Source organism: Pseudohaliea sp. (genome assembly GCF_040217025.1).
In the GTDB taxonomy this organism is placed as follows: Bacteria; Pseudomonadota; Gammaproteobacteria; order Pseudomonadales; family Halieaceae; genus Pseudohaliea.
Window position 1 is genome coordinate 1,232,693 of record NZ_JAVJOA010000008.1, and the last position, 26,232, is coordinate 1,258,924.

The 26,232-nt window shown below is 61.8% G+C and carries 23 protein-coding genes; 12 read left to right on the top strand and 11 right to left on the bottom strand.

Annotation, left to right across the window (positions count from 1 at the left end):
- Positions 1–79: 79 nt before the first annotated feature.
- Positions 80–565, top strand: coding sequence for an Lrp/AsnC ligand binding domain-containing protein (locus tag RKE50_RS09790; RefSeq protein ID WP_350036219.1), 486 nt, complete (start codon positions 80–82; stop codon positions 563–565).
- Here RKE50_RS09790 and RKE50_RS09795 read toward each other — a convergent pair.
- Positions 522–1,160 (bottom strand): uracil-DNA glycosylase family protein, encoded by a 639-nt coding sequence (locus tag RKE50_RS09795; protein ID WP_350036220.1) that lies wholly within the window; start codon positions 1,158–1,160, stop codon positions 522–524. The genes RKE50_RS09790 and RKE50_RS09795 overlap by 44 nt on opposite strands.
- A gap of 107 nt (positions 1,161–1,267) precedes the next feature.
- On the opposite strand from RKE50_RS09795, the gene RKE50_RS09800 reads away from it, so the two are divergent.
- The 5 genes from RKE50_RS09800 to RKE50_RS09820 all read left to right on the top strand — a co-directional run bounded on the left by RKE50_RS09800 (position 1,268) and on the right by RKE50_RS09820 (position 9,668).
- Positions 1,268–2,158: an alpha/beta fold hydrolase gene (locus RKE50_RS09800; protein ID WP_350036221.1), complete on the top strand. Its 891-nt coding sequence runs from the start codon at positions 1,268–1,270 to the stop codon at positions 2,156–2,158.
- Positions 2,159–2,175: 17 nt separating this feature from the next.
- Positions 2,176–4,728, top strand: coding sequence for an EAL domain-containing protein (locus RKE50_RS09805; protein WP_350036222.1), 2,553 nt, complete (start codon positions 2,176–2,178; stop codon positions 4,726–4,728).
- A gap of 343 nt (positions 4,729–5,071) precedes the next feature.
- Positions 5,072–6,679: a phosphoenolpyruvate carboxykinase (ATP) gene (gene pckA / locus RKE50_RS09810; RefSeq protein WP_350036223.1), complete on the top strand. Its 1,608-nt coding sequence runs from the start codon at positions 5,072–5,074 to the stop codon at positions 6,677–6,679.
- A gap of 29 nt (positions 6,680–6,708) precedes the next feature.
- Positions 6,709–8,013: a TAXI family TRAP transporter solute-binding subunit gene (locus RKE50_RS09815; RefSeq protein WP_350036224.1), complete on the top strand. Its 1,305-nt coding sequence runs from the start codon at positions 6,709–6,711 to the stop codon at positions 8,011–8,013.
- Between the two features lie 194 nt (positions 8,014–8,207).
- Positions 8,208–9,668, top strand: coding sequence for a dynamin family protein (locus tag RKE50_RS09820; protein ID WP_350036225.1), 1,461 nt, complete (start codon positions 8,208–8,210; stop codon positions 9,666–9,668).
- Between the two features lie 124 nt (positions 9,669–9,792).
- On the opposite strand, the gene RKE50_RS09825 is transcribed toward RKE50_RS09820, so the two are convergent.
- From RKE50_RS09825 to RKE50_RS09845, 5 genes are all read right to left on the bottom strand, one after another.
- On the bottom strand, positions 9,793–10,191 hold the full coding sequence (locus tag RKE50_RS09825; protein ID WP_350036226.1) for a DUF4149 domain-containing protein: 399 nt from the start codon (positions 10,189–10,191) through the stop codon (positions 9,793–9,795).
- On the bottom strand, positions 10,188–10,904 hold the full coding sequence (locus RKE50_RS09830; protein ID WP_350036227.1) for an HAD family hydrolase: 717 nt from the start codon (positions 10,902–10,904) through the stop codon (positions 10,188–10,190). Before RKE50_RS09830 ends, RKE50_RS09825 begins: the two co-directional genes overlap by 4 nt.
- Positions 10,905–10,937: 33 nt before the next feature.
- Positions 10,938–11,258 (bottom strand): high-potential iron-sulfur protein, encoded by a 321-nt coding sequence (locus RKE50_RS09835; protein WP_350036228.1) that lies wholly within the window; start codon positions 11,256–11,258, stop codon positions 10,938–10,940.
- A 209-nt stretch (positions 11,259–11,467) separates the two neighbouring features.
- Positions 11,468–12,208: an ion transporter gene (locus tag RKE50_RS09840; protein ID WP_350036229.1), complete on the bottom strand. Its 741-nt coding sequence runs from the start codon at positions 12,206–12,208 to the stop codon at positions 11,468–11,470.
- Between the two features lie 35 nt (positions 12,209–12,243).
- Entirely contained in the window at positions 12,244–13,863 is a 1,620-nt protein-coding gene (locus RKE50_RS09845) for a hypothetical protein (RefSeq protein WP_350036230.1), read from the bottom strand.
- 320 nt (positions 13,864–14,183) lie between these two features.
- On the opposite strand from RKE50_RS09845, the gene RKE50_RS09850 reads away from it, so the two are divergent.
- The 3 genes from RKE50_RS09850 to RKE50_RS09860 all read left to right on the top strand — a co-directional run bounded on the left by RKE50_RS09850 (position 14,184) and on the right by RKE50_RS09860 (position 15,851).
- Positions 14,184–14,573 carry a hypothetical protein gene (locus RKE50_RS09850; RefSeq protein WP_350036231.1) on the top strand — a complete coding sequence of 130 codons (390 nt, stop codon included), beginning with the start codon at positions 14,184–14,186 and terminating at the stop codon, positions 14,571–14,573.
- A 118-nt stretch (positions 14,574–14,691) separates the two neighbouring features.
- Positions 14,692–15,153 (top strand): helix-turn-helix domain-containing protein, encoded by a 462-nt coding sequence (locus RKE50_RS09855; protein ID WP_350036232.1) that lies wholly within the window; start codon positions 14,692–14,694, stop codon positions 15,151–15,153.
- Positions 15,090–15,851 (top strand): integrase core domain-containing protein, encoded by a 762-nt coding sequence (locus tag RKE50_RS09860; protein WP_350036499.1) that lies wholly within the window; start codon positions 15,090–15,092, stop codon positions 15,849–15,851. Before RKE50_RS09855 ends, RKE50_RS09860 begins: the two co-directional genes overlap by 64 nt.
- A gap of 275 nt (positions 15,852–16,126) precedes the next feature.
- Here RKE50_RS09860 and RKE50_RS09865 read toward each other — a convergent pair whose 3' ends face one another.
- Together RKE50_RS09865 and RKE50_RS09870 are read right to left on the bottom strand one after the other, a co-directional pair.
- Entirely contained in the window at positions 16,127–16,420 is a 294-nt protein-coding gene (locus RKE50_RS09865) for a helix-turn-helix domain-containing protein (RefSeq protein WP_350036233.1), read from the bottom strand.
- A gap of 2 nt (positions 16,421–16,422) precedes the next feature.
- Positions 16,423–16,599, bottom strand: coding sequence for a hypothetical protein (locus RKE50_RS09870; protein WP_350036234.1), 177 nt, complete (start codon positions 16,597–16,599; stop codon positions 16,423–16,425).
- Between the two features lie 258 nt (positions 16,600–16,857).
- Here RKE50_RS09870 and RKE50_RS09875 point away from each other — a divergent pair, with 258 nt between their 5' ends.
- Together RKE50_RS09875 and RKE50_RS09880 are read left to right on the top strand one after the other, a co-directional pair.
- Positions 16,858–17,343, top strand: coding sequence for an NUDIX domain-containing protein (locus tag RKE50_RS09875; protein WP_350036235.1), 486 nt, complete (start codon positions 16,858–16,860; stop codon positions 17,341–17,343).
- 8 nt (positions 17,344–17,351) lie between these two features.
- Positions 17,352–20,006 carry a DEAD/DEAH box helicase family protein gene (locus tag RKE50_RS09880; RefSeq protein WP_350036236.1) on the top strand — a complete coding sequence of 885 codons (2,655 nt, stop codon included), beginning with the start codon at positions 17,352–17,354 and terminating at the stop codon, positions 20,004–20,006.
- Positions 20,007–20,178: 172 nt separating this feature from the next.
- Here the strand turns inward: RKE50_RS09880 and RKE50_RS09885 are convergent, their stop codons facing one another.
- On the bottom strand, positions 20,179–21,567 hold the full coding sequence (locus RKE50_RS09885; protein ID WP_350036237.1) for a GntP family permease: 1,389 nt from the start codon (positions 21,565–21,567) through the stop codon (positions 20,179–20,181).
- Positions 21,568–21,786: 219 nt separating this feature from the next.
- Between RKE50_RS09885 and RKE50_RS09890 the strand changes: the two genes are divergently transcribed.
- A complete protein-coding gene (locus RKE50_RS09890) occupies positions 21,787–22,983 on the top strand; it encodes an alpha-hydroxy acid oxidase (RefSeq protein ID WP_350036238.1) in 1,197 nt (398 codons plus the stop codon).
- 170 nt (positions 22,984–23,153) lie between these two features.
- Here the strand turns inward: RKE50_RS09890 and RKE50_RS09895 are convergent, their stop codons facing one another.
- Positions 23,154–23,912 (bottom strand): enoyl-CoA hydratase/isomerase family protein, encoded by a 759-nt coding sequence (locus RKE50_RS09895; RefSeq protein ID WP_350036239.1) that lies wholly within the window; start codon positions 23,910–23,912, stop codon positions 23,154–23,156.
- A 316-nt stretch (positions 23,913–24,228) separates the two neighbouring features.
- Positions 24,229–26,091, bottom strand: coding sequence for a biosynthetic-type acetolactate synthase large subunit (ilvB, locus tag RKE50_RS09900; RefSeq protein ID WP_350036240.1), 1,863 nt, complete (start codon positions 26,089–26,091; stop codon positions 24,229–24,231).
- Positions 26,092–26,232 lie beyond the last annotated feature (141 nt).

Consider the following 26,232-nt stretch of genomic DNA (forward strand, 5'->3'; position numbering starts at 1 on the left):
AGGTGATCTGCAGGAGAATATTCTGCCTATGGGGTTATCATGGGATTTTATCGGGGCCGCCACCCCGGGAGGCAAAGCGATGGGCAAAGCCCGCCACCTAGATCGGATCGACCGCGCCATCCTGCGGGAACTGCAGCGTGAGGGACGCCTCAGCAACGTCGCTCTCGCCCGCCGCGTGGACCTGAGCCCCACGCCCTGCCTGGAGCGCGTGCGCCGCCTCGAGCGCGACGGCTTCATCACCGGTTACGTCGCCCTGGCGGACCCGGCCCTGCTCAACGCGAACACGGTGGCCTTCATCCAGGTGCTGCTGACCAATACCAGCACGGAGAACCTGCGCGCCTTCAATCGCGAGATGCGCACCCTGCCGGAGGTGGAGACCTGCCACATGGTCGCCGGCGGCTTCGACTACCTGATCAAGATCCGCTGCGCCGACATGCAGCACTACCAGCGTTTCCTCGGCGAGAAGCTCGCCGCCATACCGCTGGTGGCGCAGACGCATACCTACGTGGTGATCGAGGAGGTCAAGTCCGAGACCGCGATTCCCCTGCACAACCTGCCGGGCTGACCGCGCCGCGCGCAGCCAGCGCTGCCGCGACCCGCCGCTTGAGTTCGGGCACCACCTCCTCCTCGAACCAGGGGTTGCGCCGCAGCCAGCGGTTGTTACGCGGACTGGGATGGGGCAGGGGTAACAGGCCGGGGCCGAGCTGACGCCAGCCGCGCACCGTGTCGGTGAGACTGCCGCGCGCTTCCGGGAGGTGCCAGCGCCGGGCGTACTGGCCGATGACGAGAGTGAGGCGGATACCGCGGAGCTTTGCCAGCAGCGCCTCCCGCCAGGCCTCGGCGCACTCGGGAAGCGGCGGCAGGTCGCCGCCCGGGCCCGTACCCGGGTAGCAGAAGCCCATGGGCACGGCCGCGACCAGGAGCTCATTGTAGAAGACCGCGCGATCGATGCCCATCCAGTCACGCAGCCGGTCGCCGCTCGGGTCATCGAAGGGCAGGCCCGAGGCGTGGACCCGGCGGCCCGGGGCCTGGCCGACGACGAGGATGCGCGCGCTGGCACTCGCCTGCACCACCGGGCGCGGGCCGAGGGGCAGCGATGCCTCGCAGAGGCGACAGGCGCGCACGCGGGCCAGCAGGTGGTCCAGGGGTTCCTCGCTCATGGCCCATCATTGCGCGGCACCCGGTTCCGCCGCAAGGCGTTCCCCCGGGACTTGCCGGCACCGCTATACTGCGCCGTGCTACCGGGCCGACAGCACAGGGGGAAGCCATGCCGCGCGCATCCGCGAACGGTATCGAGATCGAGTACGAGAGCTTCGGCGACGAGGCCGGCGAGCCCCTGCTCCTCATCATGGGGCTCGGCACGCAGCTCACGGGCTGGCCCGACAGCTTCTGTGAGCAGCTGGCGGGGCTTGGCTACCGCGTCATCCGCTACGACAACCGCGACATCGGTCTTTCCACGCACCTGGTGGGCGTGCGTCCGCCGAACATCCCCCTGCTCGCCAGCCTCCACCTGCTGCGCCTGCGGCTGCCCGTCCCCTACACGCTCGAGGACATGGCCGGGGATGCCGTCGCGTTGCTGGATGCCCTCGGCATCGAGCGGGCCCATCTCGTCGGCGCCTCCATGGGCGGCATGATCGCCCAGCTCGTGGCGGCGCTCTACCCGGGGCGCACGCTGAGCCTCACCTCGATCATGTCTACCACCGGGCATCCGTCCCTGCCCCGGGCCGAGCGCTATGCCACCCGGGCGCTGCTCAGCAAGCCGGCGGACCCTACGGACCCGGAAGCGGTGATCGAGCGCAACACCCGCGTTCGCAAGGCCGTTCAGAGCAAGCTCTACCCGAAGAGCGACGAGGAGCTTCGTGCGGCGGCGGCCCGGGCCTTCTACCGCGGAGGCTACGATCCCGCGGGCGTGACCCGGCAGCTCGGCGCGGTCATCGTCGCACCCCACCGGAGGCAACTGCTCGGCACCGTGCGGGCGCCGTCACTGGTCATCCATGGTGAGGCGGACCCGCTGGTGAAGGCCGAGTGCGGCATCGACACGGCGCGGCACCTGCCGGACGCGACGCTGAAGCTCTTTCCCGGCATGGGGCACGACTTCCCCGAGCCGCTGCTGGAACCGATGGCGGAGGCTATCCACCAGCTCGCCCGCCGGGGTTGAGCCGGGGACACGGGTCAATGATGAAGCTGCTGCGACCGACTATTGCCCTGCTTCCCCTGGGCTGTCTCCTCGGCGCCCTGGTCCTCTACAGCACCCTGGTCCTCGAAGTCAGGGAGGCCTACCGAGCAGGACCGGGGACGGTCTCTGTAGCCTATGGATACCGGCCTGGCAGCGCCCCGATGACGCCCGAACAGGCACTGGCTACAGGGTTTACGCCGGTGAATGCAACCGGGCAGCGCACTCGCCCCGATCAGCGGCAGCAATGGTACCGCGTGGCCCTCGAGAACCGCAGCGCAAAGCCTGCCGACCTGGTCCTTGCCGCGGACAATCCCCTTGCCGACCGGATCACGGTGCATGTGCTGGCGCCGGAGGGCGGGACACGACAGCTCAAGTCCCTTGGCGAGGACGCGCTGGGTCTGGGTGCCGTCGAGCGGGCGCTGCCGCAATGGGGCTTCAGCCTGGCACCCGGGGAGCGGCAAACGCTGCTGGTGCACTTCGAAACGAGCGGCAGCACACTGTTTCCGCTGGCCATCATGAGCGCAGAGCAGTTTCAACGCTTCACTCAGCTGCGGAACATGAGCCACGGGGCCTTTGCGGGCATTCTGCTCCTGGTCGCCTGCTGCAGCGGACTGCTCAGCCTCTGGATCCGGGATCCCGCATACCTGAGCTTTGCGGGCTACGGGGTCCTGGTGCTTGCCTCCTTCGGCGTAACTACCGGCTTCCTTCACTTCGCGCTGCCGACGCCGCTGGCACTGTTCCTGAGCCGGGAAATCGTTTTCCTCAATGGGCTCCTGATCGTCGCCGCCCTGGAATTTGCGCTCTTTTTTTTGCGCTTTGACATAGAGAATCGCAAAGTCTACCGACGCGCCCAGTGTTATGCGCTGTTCGTGCTGGCCGGCGCCCTGGCCTCGATTCCGGCACCGGAATACCTCTCGGGCGTTGCCTTCACGGCAGTGCACCTGGTCTCTTACAGCTGGATCTTCGTCCTTCTTGCGTTCCGCTTTCGGGAACGCTTTCGCTGGACCCGCTACTACCTGCTGAGCTGGATACCCTTCTTCACCAGCACCGCCCTGGTCAGCGCCATGTTCCAGGGGTTGATCGCCTACGATGTGCTGCTGCGCTTTGCGCCCATGGCCGCGGTGACTCTTGAGCTTGTTTTCATGGCCGCAGCGCTGGGGGAGCGCCTGGCAATGCTTGAACGGAAGCGGCTCCATGCCGCCACCCACGATGAACAGCTCGGCCTGCCCACCGCCCGGCGGGTGGAGCAGCGGCTGGCATCCATCCTGGCCAGTAGCGGGGCCGGCCCAATTCACCTGCTGGCCGTGGAGGTCAGTAACTATCACGCGGTAACGCCCTTCCTCACTGGCACGCAGTTGCGTGCTGTGATGCTCGGTCTCGCCGACTGGCTGCGCCGTTCACTGCAGGAGGCGGTGGAGCTTGTCCCCCTGGAGCGGGTGGACGGTACCACCCTTTACGCCGGCCTGCCCCAGCGAGAGATCCTCACCCTGGTGCTCCGGAGCAGTAGTGCTACGGCGGCAAGAGCGGCGGTGGAGGCCCTCAGCCGGGAGGGAAATTTCAACACCGTGCAGCACAGCGTGCCCTACCGGGTGGAATGCCGCTTCGGCCTCGCAGCCGCCCCGCCCGCCGGCGAGGCCGGCGGCAACCTACTGAGCGAAAGCCGTATCGCCCTGGCCCGGGCGGCGGAGCTCGGCCTGAACTGCTGGGTCTTCAGCACAGAGGACGTTGCCCGCGGGCAGCGAAAGGTGCGCCTGGCGCAGGACCTGGACCAGGCACTCACAGCCAACGCGCTCATGCTCTACCATCAGCCACAGTTCAGTATCGACAGCCCCGCAAGCATCCAATCCGAGGTTCTCCTGCGCTGGGAGCATCCGAACCTTGGCTTCATCGACCCGGCGGAGTTGATAGCCATCGCCGAGCAGACGGGACTGATCACCCGGCTCACCCGCTGGGTCATCGGCGAAAGCATGCGTCACTGCGGGCTAATCAGGGAGCGTCACGGTGATCGCTGCCGCATCGCGCTGAACCTGTCGGCCCACGACTTCATCGGAGAAGAGCTGCTGACATCACTTCAGGCGGGCCTCAAGAAGTACGACCTCACCCCGGAGCTGTTCACCCTTGAAATGACCGAATCGGTGCGCCTGGCCATATCGCCGGCCACGCGCGAAACAATCAGGGCGCTGCGCGCGCTGGGCTTCCGCATCGCGATCGACGACTTCGGCACCGGCTATGCGGCGATGAGCTATGCACTGAATCATCCGGTCGATGAAATCAAGATCGACCAGACCTTCATGCGCGAATTTCCCGATAATGCCCGGGTTGTCACGGTTGTGGGATCTATCCTGACCATGGCCTCGGAACTGCAGATCGCCGTCACCGTGGAAGGCGTCGAAGAAAGCCGGCAGGCCCGGCGCCTCGCGTCCATGGGTTGCAACCACCTGCAGGGCTACGGCTATGCGCGGCCCATGACCTTCAGTGCCTACCTGGAATGGCTGGAGCAGGAGGCGCCTCAGGCGGCGGCCCTGCTCCTCGGCGAAAACCGCACAGCCTGACGGCTCGCAGCCCTGCCCTGCTGTTTGCCGGGCGGGCCACGCTGCTCAACGGACCATAACAGCCTCCGCCACCGCCACGAAGCTGTAGCGGGGTTTGGCGTTCGGCCCGCCGAGGCGCACCGAATAACCCGGGGAGCTATAAACGGCTCGGGAAGCTTTCACCATGGCGAGATGGCGAGCCGGGGTAAAGCGCGCGCGGCGCTCGCACCGCGCCGGTGATCGGGGCGGACGCTGATGCAGATCAACCCAGGCGGTAGGCGTTCGTCGAATCATATCCTATGCTGTGGGGCGATTGAGATTCGCTTCGCCGATCACCTTCCCAGCACCAGCCGGAGACCCCACCGTGACCCAGAACATCGACCTGTCGCCCTATGGCATCACCGACATCAAGGAAATCGTGCACAACCCGTCCTACGAGCTGCTTTACCAGGAAGAGCTGCGGGAAGACCTGGAGGGCTATGAGCGGGGAGTGCTGACCGAATCGGGCGCCGTCGCAGTGCGGACCGGCGAGTTCACCGGGCGTTCGCCGAAGGATAAATTCATCGTCTACGACGACGTCAGCAGGGACAACCTGTGGTGGACATCCACGCAGGCACCGAACGACAACAAGCCGATCACGCCCGCCGTCTGGGCCGAACTGAAAGCCCTGGTCGCCAGGCAGCTCACGGGCAAGCGCCTGTTCGTGGTCGACACCTTCTGCGGCGCCAACCCGAAGGTCCGGATGAAAGTGCGCTTCGTGATGGAGGTCGCCTGGCAGGCCCACTTCGTCAAGAACATGTTCATCCGCCCGACCGCCGAAGAACTCGCGAGCTACGGTGAACCGGACTTCGTCGTCCTGAACGGCTCCAAGACGAGCGACCCGGACTGGCAGGCGCACGGCCTGAACTCCGAGGTGTTCACCGTCTTCAACATGACCGAACGCATGCAGGTGATCGGCGGTACCTGGTACGGCGGCGAAATGAAGAAAGGCATGTTCGCCATGATGAACTACTACCTGCCTCTCGATCACATGCCCTCGATGCACTGCAGCGCGAACATGGGCGAGGACGATGACGTGGCGATCTTCTTCGGCCTTTCCGGTACCGGGAAGACGACGCTCTCCACCGACCCCAAGCGCCGGCTCATCGGCGATGACGAGCACGGCTGGGACGACGAGGGTATCTTCAACTTCGAGGGCGGCTGCTACGCCAAGACCATCGACCTCGACCCGGAGAGCGAACCGGACATCTACCGGGCGATCCGCCGCGACGCACTGCTCGAGAACGTCGTCGTCGACGAGCAGGGCCGGGTGGACTACTTCAATCACTCCATCACGGAGAACGGCCGCGTCTCCTACCCCATCTACCATATCGACAATATCGTGAAGCCGATCTCCCGGGGCGGCCACGCAGAAAAGGTGATCTTCCTCACCGCCGATGCCTTCGGTGTCCTGCCCCCCGTGGCAAAACTCAGCCACGACCAGACCAAGTACCATTTCCTGTCGGGCTTCACGGCAAAACTCGCCGGCACGGAGCGCGGCATCACCGAGCCGGTCCCGACGTTCTCCGCCTGTTTTGGCAAGGCCTTCCTGACGCTGCACCCCGTGCGCTACGCCGAGGAACTGGTTGCCCGCATGGACGCCGTGGGCGCCCGGGCCTACCTCGTGAACACCGGCTGGAACGGCACCGGGAAACGCATATCGATCAAGGATACGCGCCGGATCATCGATGCAATCCTCGACGGCTCCATCGAAGCCGTGGAGACAAAGACCCTGCCGATCTTCAACCTCGAGGTACCGACGGCCCTGCCCGGGGTCGACAGCGGCATCCTCGATCCGCGCGACACCTACGACGCCCCCGGGGAGTGGACGGCCAAGGCGCGGGACCTGGGCGAGCGGTTCATCCGCAATTTCGAGCAGTACACGGATACGGAGAGCGGTGCTGCGCTGGTCGCCGCCGGGCCGCAGCTGTAGCCGGCCCGGCGCGCTAACGGTGTGAGACCTTGAAAGCGCTGCTGCGAAGCCTGCCCTTCTTCGTCCTCGGCCTGCTGCTCCTGGGCCTGCTGGCCGGCGCCACGGGCTACGTGCTCCGCCAGCTGGACCTGCTGCCACCGACGTCGCTGAGCATCGCGGCCGGCGCACCCGGGTCTGCCTACCATGACGCCGCCCTTGCCTACGGCCGGGTCCTGGACCGCGACGGCATCAACCTTCAGATCATGGAGACCGATGGCTCCGTGGAGAATGCGGCGCGCATCGGGGAGGACGCTGGCGCGGACATCGCCCTGGTCCAGGGAGGCATCCCCCTCGGCCCGGACATCGAGGGGCTCGCCGCGGTGCAGGTGGAGCCCCTTTGGGTTTTCGCCCGGGGCAGCGTACCCGACGACCCCCACCTCTGGGGCCCCAGGCGAGTCGCCGCGGGCGGCGAGGGTAGCGGCACCCGCCTCGTCGCCGACCGGATTGCCGCTATCACCGGCGCCGACAGCCTCGCCCGTGGCGCCACGGCGCCCCTCGGCGGGGCCCGCGCCGCTGAGGCCCTGCTCGCAGGCGACGTGGCCCTCGCCCTCTTCGTTGCGCCCGCAGATGCCGGCTACCTCGACGCGTTGCTGGCTTCAGCGGAACTGCAGCTGATGTCGCTCGCACACAGCGAGGCGCTCTCCCTCAAGCTCCCCGGCGCGCGCCTGCTGACCCTGCCCTCGGGCATCCTGGACTACGCGCACTCGCGACCGCCCGAGGATGTCGAGCTACTGGCCCTGGTGACGCGCCTCGTCGCCCGGGACGACCTGCACCCCGCCCTGGTCAACCGACTGGTCCACGCCGTGCTCGAAGTACACGGCGGCCGCGGTATCCTGCCGGCGGACCGCGACTATCCCGCTTCCACGGACCTCGGGGTGCCGACGAACGGCTACGCCGCCAAGCTGCTGGCGGACGGTTTCAGCCCTCTCGAGGCCTACCTGCCCTACTGGATCGTGGCGCAGTTCAACCGCGTGCTCCTGGTCGTCCTGCCCGCGCTGCTGCTGCTCCTGCCGCTGCTGCGGGTGCTGCCGGCGCTGTACGGTGCCATCCTGAGCCGTCGCGTGTACCGCCACTATGCCCGGGTGCACGAGATCGATGCAGAGCTGATGGAGCACGCTCAGACTCTCCGGGTGCCCCGGCTTCAAAGCCTTCGCGCCGAACTGGACGCTATCGAGAGAAAGCTGCTCCGCGCCAACCTGCCCAACAGCTACCGGAAGCAGGCCTACACGCTCCTGCACCACCTCGATTACGTGCGCAAGCGGGGGGACGAACTGCTGCGCGAAACCGACGCCTGATCTGCCGCCGCCATGGCCGCTAGGCTGCGGGCACCGGCTGGCCGCAAGGCCGGGTGCCGATTGCCCCCGGCGGATGCGGAAAACGGAAATTGCAGAAGCGCAAGGCTGCGGCAGTGCAAGCGATCATGTAGTCTTCTAAGCGAGGGACACTGTGACGGCGCCGCCGCGGGCTCAGGGGCGGAAAGGAGTATGCGATGGCGGAGAATACCCGGGCCAGCCTGAAGGGGCACATCGACAAGCTCGTCAGGCATCTCGAGCACGAGAATCCCGAGCTTCTGGCGGTAGTCAAGACTTTTCGGCGCCTCGACAAGGTCTCCTATAAGCTCGGGCTGCTCGACCAGACCGAGTCCTATGCCGAGGACGTGACCTGGTGGCCGCTGATCTCGGTACTCGGCACCTTCTCGTCGGGCAAATCGACGTTCATCAACGACCTGCTGGGCGCGAAGCTGCAGACCACGGGCAACCAGGCCGTGGACGACAAGTTCACGGTCATCTGCTATGGCGGGAAGGACAAGCCCCAGACCCTGCCCGGTCTCGCGCTCGACAGCGACCCGCGCTTTCCGTTCTACAAGATCAGCCGGGACATCGAGGAAGCCCTAGAGGGCGAGGGGTCGCGCCTCGACACCTACCTGCAGCTGAAGACCTGCCCGAGCCAGGAACTGCGCGGGAAGATCGTCATAGATTCGCCCGGCTTCGATGCCGACGACCAGCGCAATGCCACGCTGCGCATCACCAATCACATCATCAACCTGTCGGACCTGGTACTGGTGTTCTTCGACGCGCGCCACCCCGAGCCGGGCGCCATGACCGACACGCTCGAGTACCTGGTCGCGGGTCCCCTGCACCGCCCTGACTTCAACAAGTTCATGTATATCCTCAACCAGATCGACAACGCTGCCCGCGAGGACAACCCGGAGGAGGTGTTCGCGGCCTGGCAGCGGGCCCTCGGGCAGAAGGGACACACCACGGGCCGTTTCTACCGGATCTATAACCGTTCCGCCGCGATCCCCATCGAGGACGAGGGCCTGCGGGCCCGCTTCGAGGCCAAGCGCGACGAGGACATGGCTGAGATCGAGAAGCGCATCAGCGAGCTGGACGTGCAGCGTTCCTACCGCGTCGCCGGGAAGCTCGAGCAGACGGCCAAGGAGGTCCGGGACGAGCTAGTCCCGAAGCTCACGGCGGCGCGGCGCGCCTGGCGCAAACGCCTGCTATGGCTCGATGGTATCGTCTTCGGCGCAGGCCTGCTTGCCCTGCTGGTGCTGAGCGCTGCGCTGGGTTACTGGCAGGGTCTCAGTTTTGAGGCACCCTGGTTCGCCTACCTCTCAGCCCGCCCGCTGCTTCTCTGGGCCGTAGTGATCGTAATCGCCGCCGGGCTGTTCCAGCTGCACCGGGAGCTGCGGCGCCTCGCCGGGCGCTCGGTGCTGAAAAATCTGCAGAAGGCGAGTACACCCGGCGCGACTTCCGAGCGGCTGGCCAATGCCTTCGAGCGCAACATCTGCTCCTGGCGCCCGGTACTCATGGATCGGCCGGTGGGCTGGGGGCCGCTCAGCGCGCGGCGTCTCGATGCGATCCTGAGTGACGCGGACCGTTCTATCCAGGCGCTGAACGACCGCTACGCCGACCCCTCGGGCAACCGGTCCGCGCAGGGTGGGTAGACCGGGGCGCCGGCGGCGCTCCCGGCACAACCATGGGGCGGTTTCATCCATGAAGCCGACCATCCAGACGTTCTGCAAGGCCTCACTTGAGGTCACCGCAACGGTTTCACGGGCTGACCGGTGCTCAGAGCACACGCAGCAGGACGTAGGCTGCAGCAACGAGCTGCAGAATTCCAACCGCTACGGACGCGCCGTGCAGCCAATGGAAGCGCCGCTTGTTACCTCGGTCCGAGGCAGCGTTGATGGCAGGCATGAGGTACTGCCTCACCGGCAGCGTGGACACGGCGATCGCCAGTAGCAGCAGGCTGCTCGTCCCGTCCACGCCAAGGTACAGCAACGCGGCCAGTGCAGAGGTCGCGACGAGCCAGAGGTAATAGCCGGCAAAGGCCCGCCGCAGCACACTGCCAGCCTCCCCGGCCGGCAGCGCCCGGAAAAGAAAGGCCGCAAAGGCCGACGAATACAGCAGCGCGCCGCCGAACAGGAAGGCGGTGGCGAGAAGCGCCGCCGAGGCCTGAAGCTTCATTGCTCCTGCCCTCGCCGATCGCCGAGATCAACGGGCCCTCTCGGCAAAGCTGGAGCATCTTCACGGAACAATTCGATCGCCCGCTCCAGGGTGCCAGGCACATCACGGGTGACCAGCAGGTTGTGCTCTACGGCGGCGTATTCCCCCGGGTATAGATAGCACTGCAGGTCCGCCTGCAGTGCGGCGCTCTGGTTGACCGGCCTGTCCTCAACGGCGATGACATCGGCTGCCTCCAGGCCCAGGGTACTCAGGGCGTGATAGTAAACGCCCGGGTCCGGTTTCAGGGTCGACACGTCTTCTGCCGTCGTGATGAGGTCAAAGGCTTCGACGTCGAGGCCCACGGTGTGTGTGAGCAGCGCGCCGACCATGTCCGGCGTCGCCGTGGTGACCCACGCAAGGGCGATCCCTTCCCGCCGGCACAGGCTGATCGCGTTCGCGATGCCGGGGCGCAGCCAAAGACCCCCTTCGACGAGCTTGAGGAAATGCCGGTGCTGCAGGGCCTGGACCTCTTCCGCAAGGCCCTCCGGCCACTCGTCCCCGAGCACGTGCTCGAGCCAGCGCTGTCCGCCGGGGACTTCCAGCAGCTTGCAGTAGGTCGCGACGTTCCAGTAGAGCTCGAGACCCATGTCCTTGAACGCCGCGTTGTAGGCGAGGCGCTGCAGGCGGGCGCTTTCTACGACGACGCCGCTAGAGCCGAGAAAACATGCTTTCATGAGACAACTCCTGTCGTTGCTCTCTCCCTACCCTCAAGCTACCCAGCCATTGCACCAGCCGTTCGCGTGCACGCGCTTGCCGGCGAAGATGGGGCAGAGACCGTAGTCTTCATCGAGTTTCTGGTAGAGGGTGCAATTCGTACACTTCTGCTCAGCACCCCCCGGGCCGGCCTTCTTCGGCCACGCGGCGGTGTCCACGGTGGTGTGGTCGGCTTTGTAGCCCATTGCGACGGCGGTGGAGTCTTCCTCGCTGAGCACTGGCGGCTGCGCATGAGACACCCGGGCGATGATCAGCGACGATGCCGTTACGGCAGCTGCCTGCATGAGCTTTCGACGGGACAGATGATTTGCCATGGCGAGTTACCTCTGTGTTGGATTCACAGGGGTTACGCCGGCTTGCGTGGAGCCGTTCGCCACTGTCGAACAAATGTCTTGTTATTCGTGGGGTTATTCGAGAATGGGAATCGCTTGCACTCGCAAGCAGGCCACCCCGCGGACGGCCGGGCATTCAACCTGAGCCGGGGGGCGTCGCCGGCCGCGGCTGGCTGCAGCGGGACGCAGCCTCATGGCTCTTCGTCGCCGGACTCTGCCGGTGAGCGCGCCGCGGACTCACCCAGGTCGGCCTTGCGCGTATTCACCAGGGCCATGGTAATCAACCCGGTGGGCACCGCGAAGACGCCAAGCCCCACCATCAATATGAAGAACGTGAACAGGCGCCCGCCGAGGGTGATCGGGTAGACATCCCCGTAACCCACCGTGGTCAGCGTGGCCAGGGCCCACCAGAATGCGTGGATGACCGAAGCGAACGCCTCCGGCTGCGCCTCGCGCTCGAAGTAATAGATACCCACGGCCGCCAGGTACAGCACGAACACTGCGCCAACGCCGAAGACCGCCAGGTCGACCCGCACCAGCCGGAAAGCGGCGGCCATACGGCGTGCCGCGTCACCGTAGCGTGCGAGCTTGAACAGGCGGAAGATACGAAACAACCAGAACACGCGCAGGGAACGGAGGTCGAGTCCCAGCTGCAGGTAGAACGGCAGGATGACCAGCAAGTCGATAACGCCGTAGAAGCTGGTCGCGAAGCGCAGCCTGTTTTCGGCGGCCCAGAGCCGCAGCAGGTATTCGACGGTGAACACGGCGATAGCGAAAACCTCGAACTGCCGCAGCATCCGGTGCCAGCGCTCATCGAGGGTGGGCAGCGTATCGATGGTAAAGCCTGCGACCGACAGGACGATAAGCGCCTGGATGAACAGCTGGATCGCCTCGCCAACGCGCGTCTCGTCGGTGAGCAGGGTTCTGCGCACCCAGGCTTTGGGGCTCCTGTCTTTCTCACCGGTGGTCATCGATCGAAACGCTGTACCGCAGATTCATCGCCGTTGTTGTAGGTGAGCTGTACCGTCACATAGCGGGTGCTTTTCGGCACCTTGATGTAGAGCGGCGTGTCGGCGTCGATCGGCGCCAGCCCTGCCTTGCGCCACGGCGGAAAGCGATAGATCTTGTCCGGACGCGCTTTGTTGAGCCCGTAACGGATGGTCTTGATGCTGCCGCGATAGGTCATCAGGTGCGAGAAATAAAGCAGTCGTTGCCCGTCGTAGTCACGGAAGCTTACCCAGCTGTTGCTTGTCGACTCGAGGATGCGTCGATTGGCGTCAGCACTCTCCCGCTTGCCCTCGAACGCGAAGGCGAAGGGACCGCGCAGTTCACCGCGCAGGTCGCGATAGCGGATTTCCACAGTCGTATCGCGCTGGTTTCGCGGCAGGCTGAAGAACAGCCGCGGTGCCGGCTGCCCCGTGCGCGGATCGATGCTGCCGCGGTCGCCAGTGGCCACCGGCTCGCCACCCTCTATGTTCCAGAAAACTTCCTGCGCGGGTTCGGCGATGGTGACGGTTCCCGTGTAGCCGGCGTTGTTCACCATCCAGCTCACCGACACCGGGTTATCCAGCAACGACTGTTTGGCCTCCAGCGCCGCGAGCCGGGCCGAGGCATCCTCGCGCCACCTCTGCGCCAGGGACTGGTCGATGAGGTGGCGCAGCAGCCCCCCGGCCTCGTCCGCTGCAAGGAAAGCCTGCAGCTGCTCGCGCTCGGCACGCATATCGGCGAGAGACTGCGTACCCAGGCGCAGTTCCGAGTATTCCAGGCTCAGGTGGTAGTAGACCGGCGCGAACGCCGGATGCTCCTCTGCGTACAGCTCCAGGCCGGCGAGTCGCTGCGCCGGCGGCAGCAGCAACAGGCGCACGTAGGCGGGAACGCCTTCCTCGCGACCATCCATGACCATGGCATAGGTCTCACGTGCCCCGGCAGTTCCCTCCTGCACCTTGAGGAAGTCGACGAAACGCAGGTGAGGGTCCAGCAGCGGGAGCTCGAAGTTGAAGTACGCCAGGTAGGACTGCCGCGCTGCGCTGTAGTTGCCCGCCAGCTCCTGCAGCCGCGCATTGCGATAGAACTCCTCCGGCGAACTCGGCTCGGCAACCAAGCCATCACCGGCGAAGCGCTCGCGCATCTCCTCGAGCGAGCGCAGCACCTGCTCGGAATTGGATTCCAGCCGCCGGGCACTCTCCTTCAGGCTCTGCGTGTCGGAGGAGATACTGTCCAGCCTGGCGTCGATGATGCCGAGGCGCTTCTGCAGGCCTGCCACCGCGGGCACTGCCGCGGCGACGACGCCCACATCGCGGGAATCCTCAGACGACTGCAACAGCACGATCAGCCCGAAAACCCCCGCCGCCACCGCCGCGAAAGCCACCGCGCCCAGCAGATCCTCCTTGCCCCGGCGGTATACGATGAACAGAAAGATCAGCGCCGCCAGCGACAGGTAGAAGAGGTAGCTGGCGAAGGGAGCGATCGGCTGAAGTACGTCGGCCACCAGACCGCCCACGGTGCAGAGCGCACCGGTAACGGTCAGCGCCGTGTTGCGCAGGCTCTGGAAAACCGCCGCGTTACCCAGTGCCTGCAGGTACTTCATCGCGACGCCTCGAGCGACACCACCCGGCCTTGGCATCCGGGTATGGATCGCAGTGTTACTCGCTCGAATGGATCGAAGTCCCAACCGTGCACGGCGGTCTCCCAGGCCAGGTGCGTAGAGGCAGTACGCACTGCCCGCAGGCTGCTGATCGTAGCTCTCCGGTTGAGGCCAAGGCAACCACAGTAACGGCGGCGCGCAACGATGCAGGGCGCCTCAAGGGATGAAAGGCGGTAAAGGCCGAGCTTTTTGCCGGTAGCAGCCTACAATGAATGCTATCGATACATCCCGGTTTGTCCTGTGAACCCAGGAGTGCTCATCCCATGCTGAGACGTCGGTTATCCGTCATCCTCTTTCTCTGCGCCACCCTCTGCGCCACCGCTATGGCACGCGCCGAACCGCTGACACTGATCGAGGAGTTGCGGGACGGCGACCTGTCCCTCAGTGCCCTTGGCACCCTGATCGCCCTGGATGCAAAGCCCGGCCTGAAGGGTGGCTACGGGCTTTGCATGGCTGCGGGTGAACAGCTTTGCGATGAGAAAGGAACCGTGGGCTACGGATTGTGCAAGGTCGCCGGTGGGCAGCTGTGCAAGGTCGATGGATCGCTCGGCTATGGCCTGTGCAAGCTGGCCGGGGAGTTCAGCTGCAAGACAAAGGCCAGCCTGGGCCACGGTCTGTGCCGCCTGTCCGGGGGCATGAATTGCAGGGCGTGATGCTGGTGGAAATTTTTTGAGCTTTCGGACACATAGGTTACACAGTATTCCGGGCACATAGGTTACACATTTCGGCATTTGGAGGGCTCTCCAGATGCCATGGAATGAGAGTAACCGTATGGACGAGAGACTTCGCTTCGTCGCCCGTATCCTCGAAGGTGAGAAAATGAGCGTCGCCTGTCGCGAGTTCGGCATCAGCCGGAAGACGGGCTACAAGATCTACAACAGATACCGTGAAGCCGGCATCAAAGGGCTCGAGGATCGCGATCGCAGCCCCTATCGGCATCCCAATAGAACACCCTTCCAGATCGAGAAATCGATCTTGCGGCTCAAGAAGGAGCACAGCTCCTGGGGCGCGCCGAAGATCCAGGAGAAGCTCGAGAAGGAGTTCCCCATGCTGGCGCCACCCGCGGTGAGTACGATCCACAGCATTCTGGATCGTCACGGCCTGGTGAAGCGGCGCAGGCGCCGACGCCACAAGGCACTCCCCTCAGCGACGCCCAGTCGCCGAACGAGCTGTGGTGTGCCGACTTCAAAGGTGAGTTCCGCCTCGGCAACAAGCAATACTGCTACCCGCTGACCATCACCGACTACCGGTCGCGTTACCTGCTGGCCTGCGAGGGGCTGGAATCCGTCAAGGAACGGGGAGCGTTTCCCGTGTTTGAGCGCACCTTCAAAGAGTTTGGGTTACCTGCGGCCATTCGCACCGACAACGGCGTCCCCTTCTCCTCTCCCCATGCCCTGTTCGGGCTGAGCAAGCTCTCCGTCTGGTGGCTACGCCTGGGGATCAGCATTGAGCGCATCAAGCCCGGGTGCCCGCAGCAGAATGGCCGCCATGAGCGGATGCATCTGACCTTGAAGAACGAGGCCACGAAGCCGCCCAGATTCAACATCCTGCAGCAGCAGGAGCGCTTCGATGACTTCGTAGAGGGTTACAACAACGACCGACCGCACCAAAGCCTTGGAGGCCTTTATCCCGCCGAGGTGTATACGCCCTCAGCTCGCGCCTTCTTCTACCCGGATCGGCCGGAGTACCCCTGCCATGAGCGCGTCATTCAGGTGACGCAGTGCGGACGCATCTGTATGGGCCATCGCAAGATCAGTTTGAGCACCGTGTTTGCGGGCCAGTACGTGGGGGTTCGAGAAATCGCTGACGAGGTCTGGCTCGTCAGCTTCATGGAGTATTATTTGGGGTTCTTTGATCGAACAGTTAACCGAGTAGAGCCCGTGGGGGTGAACCCCTTCGCTCAGAAAGTGTTACCCATGTCCTCGGAATAAACTGTTACCCATGTGCCAAGAAAGCACCTTTGAGGGATGGCGCGCCCGGGAGGATTCGAACCTCCGACCGCCTGGTTCGTAGACGATCTAAGAACCCTATCCTATTGATTTTATTGGCCTAAAAACGACGCCCGTTGTCGTATTTGCAGGACAAAGCATCACTTTGCAGCACTGATGTCGGAAGTTTGTCGGAAACAAAAGCGGTCGAATGCCCAAGGTGGTTGGGCACCTGACGGTCTACGCTTTTTGTCGGACTACTATACTGCTCAATAGCATCACCCGGCTTTCAGCGCTTTTATTACCGCCTGCGGGTCATGCCGGATAACCCGCATCAACGCCTGTGCGGGGCCTGTCGGCTCGCGGCGCCCCTGCTCCCAGTTCCTTAAGGTGCCAATCTTGACGTCTACTAGTTGAGCGAACTTGGCTTGAGACAAACCGGTTAACTTCCGAATCTCTCTGACCTGTACTGCATCGATCGTCGTTTCACGGGCCGGCGCTCGTTCGCCACGAACGATTTCGCCCATCTGTTCCGCGCTGACGACCAGTTTGCGAAAGAGTGCATCTTCCATCGTTATTCCTCCCAGGTCTCGACGATACGACGCAGCAATTTGAGCTGTGCCTGCGTCAGATCGTCTTGTACGCCTTTCTTGTATGCCAACAACAATCGAATCTGGAAAACGGCCGTGACATGGTAGTAAATCACGCGTATGCCGCCGCGCTTTCCGGCGCCCTGCATCGACCAGCGCACCTTGCGAAGGCCACCGGACCCTTTGATCTAGTCACCAGCCTCGGGATTACTGGCCAGCATCCTCTGAAACGCCAAATACTCATCATGGCTCAGCAGACCATTTATCTGCTCTTCAAAGACAGGCGTCTCAACAAAAATCATGGGTGCAAAATACGCCAATGGCGTATGTGCGTCAATGGCGTATATCGATTGTTACCCGGAGGTGGGCCCTGGTCGGTATCATTGTGAAAACCGACAAGAAGCAAACGCAATTCTTGCGTGAATATCGTTTCTATCTGGAGTTCGTACACAATCGCTGATGTACACCACCTCACCACCTCACCACCTCACTATAGCCCGAACCAACCCAAGACCGTCTCCGTTGCGTGTCTTGTGCTGCTGGACCAGCAGGGCGCTGTGCTGACTACGCGCCGCCCAAAAGGCAAACAGCTTGGTGGTCTCTGGGAGTTTCCGGGCGGAAAGGTGGAAGCGGCGGAGAGTCCCGAGGAAGCGCTGCGAAGAGAAATTTTGGAGGAACTGGAACTACGTCTCGGGGACCTTGAAGCGATGTCCCCGGTGATGCACCAGTACCCCTTCGGCGTGATTCGGCTCCTGCCCTTTCTTTCCGAAATCGAAAGTCATCCCTTGATTCGCCTCGTCGAACATTCCGAACACCGGTGGGTTACTCCACAAACCTGGGTCAACCTCGAGTGGGCGCCCGCAGATTTGCCGATACTCGATCAAATCACCGCCCGTTTGGGTTAGGCAAGCGAATGAGTAAACAGACACCAGAAGACAATTCATTACCGGACGGAGTTTACGAACGCCTTATCGACGAGGACCTTGTGGAGCTGCTGCGAGGTCATCCCGAGGTAATTTCCTCTCTTAGCAAGCTGGATAACGAAGCCCAACCACATTTTTTCAGCCAGTTTGTCGGACAAATCCTGTTAGAGATCCTCCCCGCATGCAAGCCGAAGAAAAGGTGGGCACTAATCAATCGCCTTATCGAAGTCCTCGCCGCCACAGACGGACTCGACTACACCCTTAAACGGCGGCTACTGGAGCGTCCAGACTTCCTGCGGGAAATCCGCCGAGGAGAAATGGCAAGGTCCCTGCCTATCCCTCAGACTTCACTTAGCGTGAGTAGCCTACTCACCGGTGCGGGAGATGACCCGCAGTTGGAGCGCGAACTGCGGATCGAAATGATGAGCGCGGATCGGGTCGACATCCTCGTTTCTTTCATCAAATGGTCAGGATTGACCTTACTAATGCCCGCCTTCGAGGATCTCGAATCAAGGGGCGTTCCCGTACGAATCCTCACCACGTCTTACATGGGTGCATCCGACCCCGAAGCGATTGAGTGGTTGGCAGCGAGAAAAGGTTTCCAAATGCGGGTTTCCTATGACACCGAGCGAACACGCCTGCACGCGAAAGCCTATCACTTCATCCGCGAGACCGGCTTCTCGACTGCCTATATCGGCTCGGCAAATATGAGCCGTCCAGCGATGACTAGTGGCCTTGAGTGGACCGTCAAAGCCACTGGGCAGGATATGCCACACATTCTTGACCGCTTCGAGGCTGAGTTTGAAACCTACTGGGGACGGGATGAGTTTGCGCCTTACGATATTGGATCCCCGCAGCGATTCCGCGACGCGATATCACGCGCCAGAACGCACCAAAACCAAGCGATGCCGCGTTACTTTGTAGACCTAACACCCTACCCTTTTCAGGAACGAATCCTTCAGGCTCTGGCAGCCGAGCGAGAGGCCGGCTCGAGTAGAAATCTCGTTGTTGCCGCCACCGGCACAGGAAAAACCATGATCGCGGCCTTCGACTTTGCGCGCTTTCGCCGCACACATCCGGATACATCACGCCTGCTTTTTGTGGCGCACCGAAAGGAGATTCTTCAACAGGCAAGAGACTGCTTCCGCTCGGTGCTTCGTGATTTCAATTTCGGAGAACTGCTGGTTGACGGACAGGTACCCGCTAGCTGGCAGCATGTTTTCGCATCGGTGCAAAGCCTTTCGGGCCACAAGCCCTGGCAACAACTCGGGGATGATCACTTCACATTTCTGATCGTCGACGAGGTGCATCATGGCACGGCAGCGAGCTATCGAGCTTTGTTTGAGGCCATAAATCCGCAGATCATGCTCGGCTTAACGGCGACGCCAGAGCGGATGGATGGCTCCTCCGTGTTGCCGGATTTCAACAACCGCTTCGCGGCGGAAATTCGCCTGCCAGAGGCACTCGAGGAGAAACTGCTCTGTCCGTTCCACTATTTCGGCGTTACTGATCCGGTCTCAGTTGCTGACGAGCGCTTCTGGCGCAACGGGAAGTATGAAACCAGCGCTCTTGAGGATGTTTACACGGGTGACGATATACGAGCGCGTGATCGCCTCAACGCTGTGATGCAGGCGATTGGCCGCTACTATCCTCACACTGATCGAGTGCGTGCAGTAGGTTTCTGTGCTGGTGTTCGGCACGCAGAGTTTATGGCGCGACGCTTCCGAGAGGTCGGTTATACCGCTGAAGCGGTGCTTGGCGAGACTCCCGCAGCGACCAGAGCGCAGCACATTGCAGACTTTCGGGCTGGAACTCTGCAGTTCCTGTTTGTCGTTGATATCTTCAGCGAGGGGATTGATATTCCCGAAATCGATTTAGTCCTCTTTCTCAGGCCCACCGAGAGCCTCACAGTTTTTCTCCAGCAGCTTGGGCGGGGACTACGACACTCGCCCGAGAAAGACTGCCTGACGGTACTCGACTTCGTCGGCCAGGCACATCGAAAATATCGCGTTGACCGGAAGTATTCATCTCTCCTTCGCACTACTCGCCGGCGGATTGATCTAGAAATTGAGCTCGATTTCCCGAACCTGCCACCGGGATGCAACATCCATCTGGAACGGGTGGCAAAGGCGCATGTGCTTGAAAATATCCGCAATTCCCTCGGCAGCCTTAAAACCTTCGTTCCCGAGGCAATTCGCAGCTTTGAGGCCGAAACGGGCAAGCCGCTCGATTTTGGCAGCTTTGTCGAAGAGACGGAGCTTTCTCCCAGAGACCTGCTGCGGAACCGGACCTGGTCCGAATGGAAGGACCTCGCTGCTGGGACCCAAACGGTTACTGATCCAGACCTCGCGGATACACGAAAACTGATGCGACGCCTATCGCTGCGCACGGACACGACATTTCTTGAAAAGGCAAAAGCTGCCGTTACTTCAGGCGTTGCGGAGGATGCAGCTGCTTACGGACTCAGCGATGCGGAAGGCGCCGCTTTGCACTATCTGGGGCCTATCGGCAGTCCGGTTTATCGCGATGATCGAGTTCGAGGAAAATCCGGCGGCTCGGCGGGCGCTGGTGGACTCGACATCGACGACGGCCAACCGGGTTCTGCAGTTGGTCGAGGCCGTGACGCCTCAATTCTCCGATACTGAACGACGAAAGCGCCTGGAATTCTTTCTGGATTCGGCAATCTGCGGATTCTCGTCCCACCGTAATCTGGGTATTTCGTTTTTCCTGGACAAGGGCGGCGACCCCCGAGAGCTCGAGGAGCTGTACATCGATTGCGGCGTCAGGATTCTTTCCTGACCTCCGACGTGCGGGAGATCAAAGCATCAGGCTGACAACAACCGTCGCGCCAAACACAACCGAAAAGGGGATCACCAGCGACACCATCCCAATATCCGGGTAGGCTTGCCGGTGCGTCAGCCCGCAAATGGTAAGTATCGTGATGATTGCACCATTGTGCGGCAGGCTGTCGAAACCCCCGGCAGACATCGAAATGACGCGGTGCATGAGTTCGAGGCTGACCCCGGCCTCCCTCGCCATGTTGGCAAAGGTATCCCCGAGCGCGGCCAGCGCGATACTCATGCCACCGGAGGCGGAACCGGTAATCCCGGCCAGCGTATTGACCGCCAGCGAAGCGGAAATCAGCGGATAACCCGGGGCGATATCCACCACCCCCGCCTTGATCAGAGCAAAGCCCGCGAGGGACGCGATCGTCGTACCGTAGCCGACCTCAGAACCGGTGTTGAATGTCGGCAGCATGCAGCTTATTGCACCTGCGCCAAGGCTCTCGTTGACGTTGTGCAGGCGGCGTAGGTTGACGGCGATCACCACCATGTTCCCCGCGAACAGACCCGCGATAATCGCCCACAGGCTGGCCAGTGTATCCACCGACGTATTGCCGAACTTGGCCGACGCCAGGTACGACGTATCCCACGCCGGGATCAACACCTCAAAAAACACGAAGTTGGTGCCTACGACCACAATCACTGGCAACAACGCCACAGTCAGCGCCGGGAGGTGGCCATCATCGATCCTCGCTGGTTCATTCCGCAGATCGTTCCCGTAGCCTTCGTGAGCGATGGCCGCGGCTCGGCGCTTCAGCCATGTGAGACCAAGCACCATGATCAGCAGACCGCAGACCGTGCCCAATACGGGAGCTGCGTAGATCGAGGTTCCGAAATACGCCGTGGGGATAATGTTCTGGATCTGGACCGTGCCGGGCAGGCATGTCATTGAAAACGTCGCACTGCCAAGGACCACCGTTGCTGGTATGAGGCGCTTGGGGATATGTGCCTCGCGAAACACCGACGCAGCAATCGGATACACGGCGAAGACAACCACGAACACGGACACGCCCCCGTAGGTGAGCAAGGCACAGGCAAGTACGATCGCAGGAATCGTGCGCGTCGGTCCGAGCGAACGCATAATCTCCAGGGCAATGCAGCGCGCCGACCCTGAGTCTTCCATCAACTTGCCGAAGATCGCACCCAGCAGGAAAACCGGGAAGTACTTGACGACAAATCCCAACACGCCGTACATGAAAACCTGCGTGTAGATGGCCAACAACTGATCGCGGTCTGCGGACAACAGCACCGCCAGCATGGCCAACACAGGGGCCAGGATAATCACACTGATGCCGCGGTAGGCCAGTACCATCAGCAGCACCAGCGAGAGCAGGATGCCCGGTATTTCCAGAACTGGAGCCATTCCTGTTCACCCTCTCCAATGTTCACCCGCGTCGGCAACTCCACGCAAACCGCTGCCACAGCGTGAGCAATTCTTATTGGAAATCATGTAAGCTACTAGGCTTAAACACATGGTTAGTAAAGTCAACAAATTTTTTTAAGAACGCTACTCGCTGACCGAGCACTCGTTTTCGTGCGGCGGGCAACGAGCAACATCATTGCTGAGCCGAGGGGAAATCGAATGCCACGCATAGCCAATTGCCACAACATCGCCGACCTTCGGCGGCGCGCCAAAGCGAAGCTGCCTCGCCCGATGTTCGACTACATAGACGGTGGCGCCGACGACGAATGGACGATGCGTCGCAACTCCAGTGCCTTTGATGACTGGGAGTTGCTGCCGAACTACCTGAGAAACATCGCAACTATCGATCTGAGAACAGAGGTGCTGGGCTGCACGCTGGATTTACCTTTTTTCCTGGCACCCACCGGCATGTCGCGCCTGTTTCATCACCACAAAGAACTCGGCGCTTGCCGCGCTGCTGAGAAATTCGGGACGCTGTACACGCTGTCCACCATGGGCACCACCAGCCTTGAAGACATTGCGACCACAACGCAAACGCCGAAAATGTTCCAGATCTATATTCTCAAGGACCGGGAGCTGACCCGGGAGTTCGTGCAGCGTTGCAAAGCCGCTCATTACCGGGCGCTTTGCCTCACCGTCGATACTCCGCTGGCGGGAAACCGCGAGCGCGATCTGTACAACGGCATGACCATGCCGCCAAAAATTACTCTAAAGAACCTGTTCAGCTACGGCTTCAGCTTCGACTGGCTGTTCCACCTGGCGTTAAGCCCGGATTTCAAGCTGGCCAACGTGGCGCACCGGGTCGATGCGCTTGGTGGCGGCGCGATGGGGCTCATCGACTACGTGAACAGCCAGTTTGACCGCAGCGTGACCTGGGATGACGCGGCCTGGCTTGCGGATCAGTGGGACGGCCCCTTTGTGATCAAGGGGCTGCAGTCCGTTGAGGACGTGAAGCGTGCCCGGGAAATCGGCGCCAGCGCGGTCATGGTGTCGAATCATGGGGGCCGGCAACTCGAGGGGGCTCCCGCACCCATCGACTGTATACCCGCGCTCCGCGACGCAATCGGCAATGACCTGGAACTGATTCTGGATGGCGGGGTCCGTCGAGGCACGCACGTGATCAAGGCACTCGCCCTCGGTGCGGATGCGTGCTCCATCGGACGCCCCTATCTCTATGGCCTCGCCGCAGGTGGCCAGGCCGGCGTCGAGCGGACACTGAAACTCCTGAGGGCTGAAGTCGAGCGGTCCATGGCCCTACTCGGCGTTTCAGCTACCGCTGAACTGGGAACAGAGCATGTTCGGAAAGTGGGGTCGAGCTCTCGCTGCGACTTATCCTCAACGGACAAGGTGCTATGACCTGATGGCTCGGGGCAGGCCCAGCGAGATAAATTCGCGTACCGCTTCCTCAAGTGCTACTCGACTTCGGAGATTACACCCAACGGCGATGCGCGGGAGCCGGCTGATGACAACGCAGCAAGTGAGGTCGCCCCAATGGCTTTGCCACCGCAGGCTGGAAATGACCAACCCTAGTGACGAAGTAGTGAACGAAGTATCGTTTGCGCGTCTTCGGACTGTAGGCGCTGCCCTAGCGCGCGAAACTCAACTGCTATGCGCGCTTCGAGTGGCTCCACACACCGATTCAGCAATCGTTTGGTCTCCACTAATCCTTGGCGAGGATTGCTCGCAATCTGCTTCGCAAGCGCCAATGCTCGGGCTGCACCATCACCATCCGCAACGCTCTCAAGCGCCAGACCTAGCTCGCATGCCTGGGTGGAATTGACGGCAGCACCTGTCATCAACAAGTAGCGTGCCTGCAAGGATCCTACACGCTCAGCAAGTAGCAGCGTACTACCGGCCTCGGGAACGAGCCCCAGAGTGACAAAGGGAAATCGCATCGACGCTGACGCCTCGACGATCACCAGGTCGCAATGCAACAAGGCTGTGGCGCCAAAGCCGATTGCTCTTCCCTGTACAGCAGCGATGAGGGGCTTTTCGATTTCCGCCAGGCGGTGCGCCGCCTCAGTAGAGCGAAACCGACTCCTGTCATCCAGGTGGCTCCATTCCTCAGAATCGCGATGCAAAAATCCTTCGATATCGTTGCCGGAGCTGAAGTCCTTTCCGGCAGCCAGTAATACGATGACCGACACGCTGTCGTCCTGGTCAAGCATGACCAATGCTTCGCTCAGCGAGCCATACATGTCGTCATTGAACGCGTTTAGTGTCTCAGGACGGTTCAGCGTAACAACACCAACCCCGTCTGCTCGCTCCAAAGCGATGTGTTTCATTGTTTTCCTCCGAAGTCCTGATAGTTGACATACAGGGAGCGGCGGTCTGAGCAGCGCTTGAAGAAAGCACCTCGGCCCTCCCTTTGGTTAGGCTTCAAAGGGCCTGTGTCAAACAGCCTCACAAGCCAGCCCTCAATCCGCAGGAGGCTCGCGTATCACGATGCGCTGTATTTCTCGCATGTCCTGAAGAAAGTGGTGGGATTTGCTCCCTCGCAATCCAGTAAGTCGTCGTAGCGGTTATCTCTTACTCAACTTAAGAGATCGCAAAAGCGCAAGCGGGCAACATCTCCTCGCGATTTGCGTAAAAAAATTCAATTCAAACGTTTGCGCCCTGAGTACCTTTCAAAACGCTTTCCATACCTTCGCTGTCCATAATGATGTCCTTGTAGCTGCCACCCGCCGGGATCATCGGGTATACGTTTTCCTCCGCCTCCACAATCACATCGAGCAGGTAAGGTTCTGACGGGTCGGCGAGCATTCGTTCATAGGCAGCCGGTAGCTCTTGTGGATCAGTCACTCTCTCGGCCTTTACCCGATAGCCCGCTGCAATCGTGGGAAAATCAGGATAGATGTCCAGCTCATCGGCTGATTTTACCGCCATGGGATCGGCCATGCCGGACCCGGCGCGATGGCCGTCGTAAATCATGTCCTGCCACTGGCGCACCATGCCAAGCCACTGGTTGTTGATCACGACAATTTTCACGCCAATGCCATAACGACCACAGGTCGCCAGCTCCTGGATGGTCATGTTCAGGGATCCATCACCATCAACATCGATGACCTGTCGCTCCGGCTCCGCGACCTTTGCGCCGATGGCGGCGGGCAAACCGTATCCCATGGTTCCGAACCCCGAGCTGGACAGAAACGAATGGCTACGACGGCTTCGGTAGTGCTGCATGGCCCACATCTGATGCTGGCCTACACCAAGACTGATAATGGCATCGCCGTTGGTAACATCGCTCAAAAGACTGATTGCGAACTGTGGGCTGATCGCAGCAGTCTCCGGCACCTCGAATGGATACTCGGCCTTAAGCGTATTCAGGTAGCTCACCCAGGGCATGTGGTCGGATGTTTCAATACAGTCCGTCAACTGCGATAGCGCAATTGCAAGATCCGCGCAGGCCGCCAGAGTGACCGGCTTGTTCTTATTGAGTTCGTTGCGATCAATGTCGATATGAATGATCTGCCCGTGCTCGATGAAGGTCTCGGGCTTACCGGTTACGCGATCGTCAAAGCGAACACCTATAGCCAGCACCACATCCGCCTCGTTGATAGCAACATTCGCGTACTTGGAGCCGTGCATACTCAGGCAGTGCAAGGCCAGCGAATGGTCCGGCGGGAAGGCCCCGTGGCCCATGACGGTGGTTGTGACCGGGCAATCCAGCTTTTCTGCTAGCGTCAGTAGCTGCTTCGCGCAGTCGGCCGACACGATGCCACCGCCGGCATAGATAACCGGGCGTTCTGCCTGCCCGAGAAGACGACAGGCTTCCGACAACTGCAGGGAAGTCAATCCACCAATCCCAGGCTCCGGACACTCGACCACTGCCGGAATCTGCGGCGGTATGTAGTTGCCGCCTGCATCTTTCGGATAGTGCTGCTGTATGTCTTTTGGAATATCGATCAGAACGGGGCCAGGTCGGTTACCACCGGCCAGGGCAAAGCCTTCCCTCACCACTTCGGGTATTTCGGTGACCCGCTTTATCAGGTAGCTTCTCTTGGTGATCGGCTGAGTTATCGCGACGATATCAACTTCCTGAAAGGCATTCTTGCCGAGCAGGTGAGAAGGTACGTTCCCGGTGATGCAGACTATCGGCGTGGAATCGCTGTTTGCGTCGGCGATGCCTGTGACCAGGTTCGTCGCACCCGGACCTGAGGTCGCGAGACACACACCTACTTTGCCCGTGGCCCTGGCGAAGCCCTGAGCCGCATGTACCGCACCCTGCTCGTGTTCGGTGCGCACACATCGGATGCCGAACCCGGGAAGTGCATCAAAGATTTCGAGGTTTGCTCCGCCGGGATAACCGAACAGCACATCAACGCCTTCAGCTTTCAGGGCCTTTGCCAGAATCTGCGCACCGCGCAGCGCATTAGCCCGCTGCTCGGGCTGTAGATCAAGCAGCGACCCGCCAGTTACAGTCGTTGTGCTTTTATACGTAACGCGGTCTTCTGTGGTATTCATGTTTGTGCCCGGGTCGTGAACCTACTCATGTTGCGGGCGAGGGGCTCAAACGATTGCTGGATCGGAAAGTAATTCTCAACCCCCAGCGTGTGATCGGCCAGGTGTCCCAGCTCAGCTGAAGTGCCCTCGCCAAAGTGCTAG

What these genes read in the sequence shown, in the direction of transcription:
- RKE50_RS09790 (WP_350036219.1), top strand. Translation starts at nt 80, where the DNA reads ATGGGCAAAGCCCGCCACCTAGATCGGATCGACCGCGCCATCCTGCGG.
- RKE50_RS09795 (WP_350036220.1), bottom strand. Translation starts at nt 1,160, where the DNA reads ATGAGCGAGGAACCCCTGGACCACCTGCTGGCCCGCGTGCGCGCCTGT.
- RKE50_RS09800 (WP_350036221.1), top strand. Translation starts at nt 1,268, where the DNA reads ATGCCGCGCGCATCCGCGAACGGTATCGAGATCGAGTACGAGAGCTTC.
- RKE50_RS09805 (WP_350036222.1), top strand. Translation starts at nt 2,176, where the DNA reads ATGATGAAGCTGCTGCGACCGACTATTGCCCTGCTTCCCCTGGGCTGT.
- RKE50_RS09820 (WP_350036225.1), top strand. Translation starts at nt 8,208, where the DNA reads ATGGCGGAGAATACCCGGGCCAGCCTGAAGGGGCACATCGACAAGCTC.
- RKE50_RS09825 (WP_350036226.1), bottom strand. Translation starts at nt 10,191, where the DNA reads ATGAAGCTTCAGGCCTCGGCGGCGCTTCTCGCCACCGCCTTCCTGTTC.
- RKE50_RS09830 (WP_350036227.1), bottom strand. Translation starts at nt 10,904, where the DNA reads ATGAAAGCATGTTTTCTCGGCTCTAGCGGCGTCGTCGTAGAAAGCGCC.
- RKE50_RS09835 (WP_350036228.1), bottom strand. Translation starts at nt 11,258, where the DNA reads ATGGCAAATCATCTGTCCCGTCGAAAGCTCATGCAGGCAGCTGCCGTA.
- RKE50_RS09845 (WP_350036230.1), bottom strand. Translation starts at nt 13,863, where the DNA reads ATGAAGTACCTGCAGGCACTGGGTAACGCGGCGGTTTTCCAGAGCCTG.
- RKE50_RS09850 (WP_350036231.1), top strand. Translation starts at nt 14,184, where the DNA reads ATGCTGAGACGTCGGTTATCCGTCATCCTCTTTCTCTGCGCCACCCTC.
- RKE50_RS09855 (WP_350036232.1), top strand. Translation starts at nt 14,692, where the DNA reads ATGGACGAGAGACTTCGCTTCGTCGCCCGTATCCTCGAAGGTGAGAAA.
- RKE50_RS09865 (WP_350036233.1), bottom strand. Translation starts at nt 16,420, where the DNA reads ATGGAAGATGCACTCTTTCGCAAACTGGTCGTCAGCGCGGAACAGATG.
- RKE50_RS09880 (WP_350036236.1), top strand. Translation starts at nt 17,352, where the DNA reads ATGAGTAAACAGACACCAGAAGACAATTCATTACCGGACGGAGTTTAC.
- RKE50_RS09885 (WP_350036237.1), bottom strand. Translation starts at nt 21,567, where the DNA reads ATGGCTCCAGTTCTGGAAATACCGGGCATCCTGCTCTCGCTGGTGCTG.
- RKE50_RS09890 (WP_350036238.1), top strand. Translation starts at nt 21,787, where the DNA reads ATGCCACGCATAGCCAATTGCCACAACATCGCCGACCTTCGGCGGCGC.
- RKE50_RS09895 (WP_350036239.1), bottom strand. Translation starts at nt 23,912, where the DNA reads ATGAAACACATCGCTTTGGAGCGAGCAGACGGGGTTGGTGTTGTTACG.
- ilvB (WP_350036240.1), bottom strand. Translation starts at nt 26,091, where the DNA reads ATGAATACCACAGAAGACCGCGTTACGTATAAAAGCACAACGACTGTA.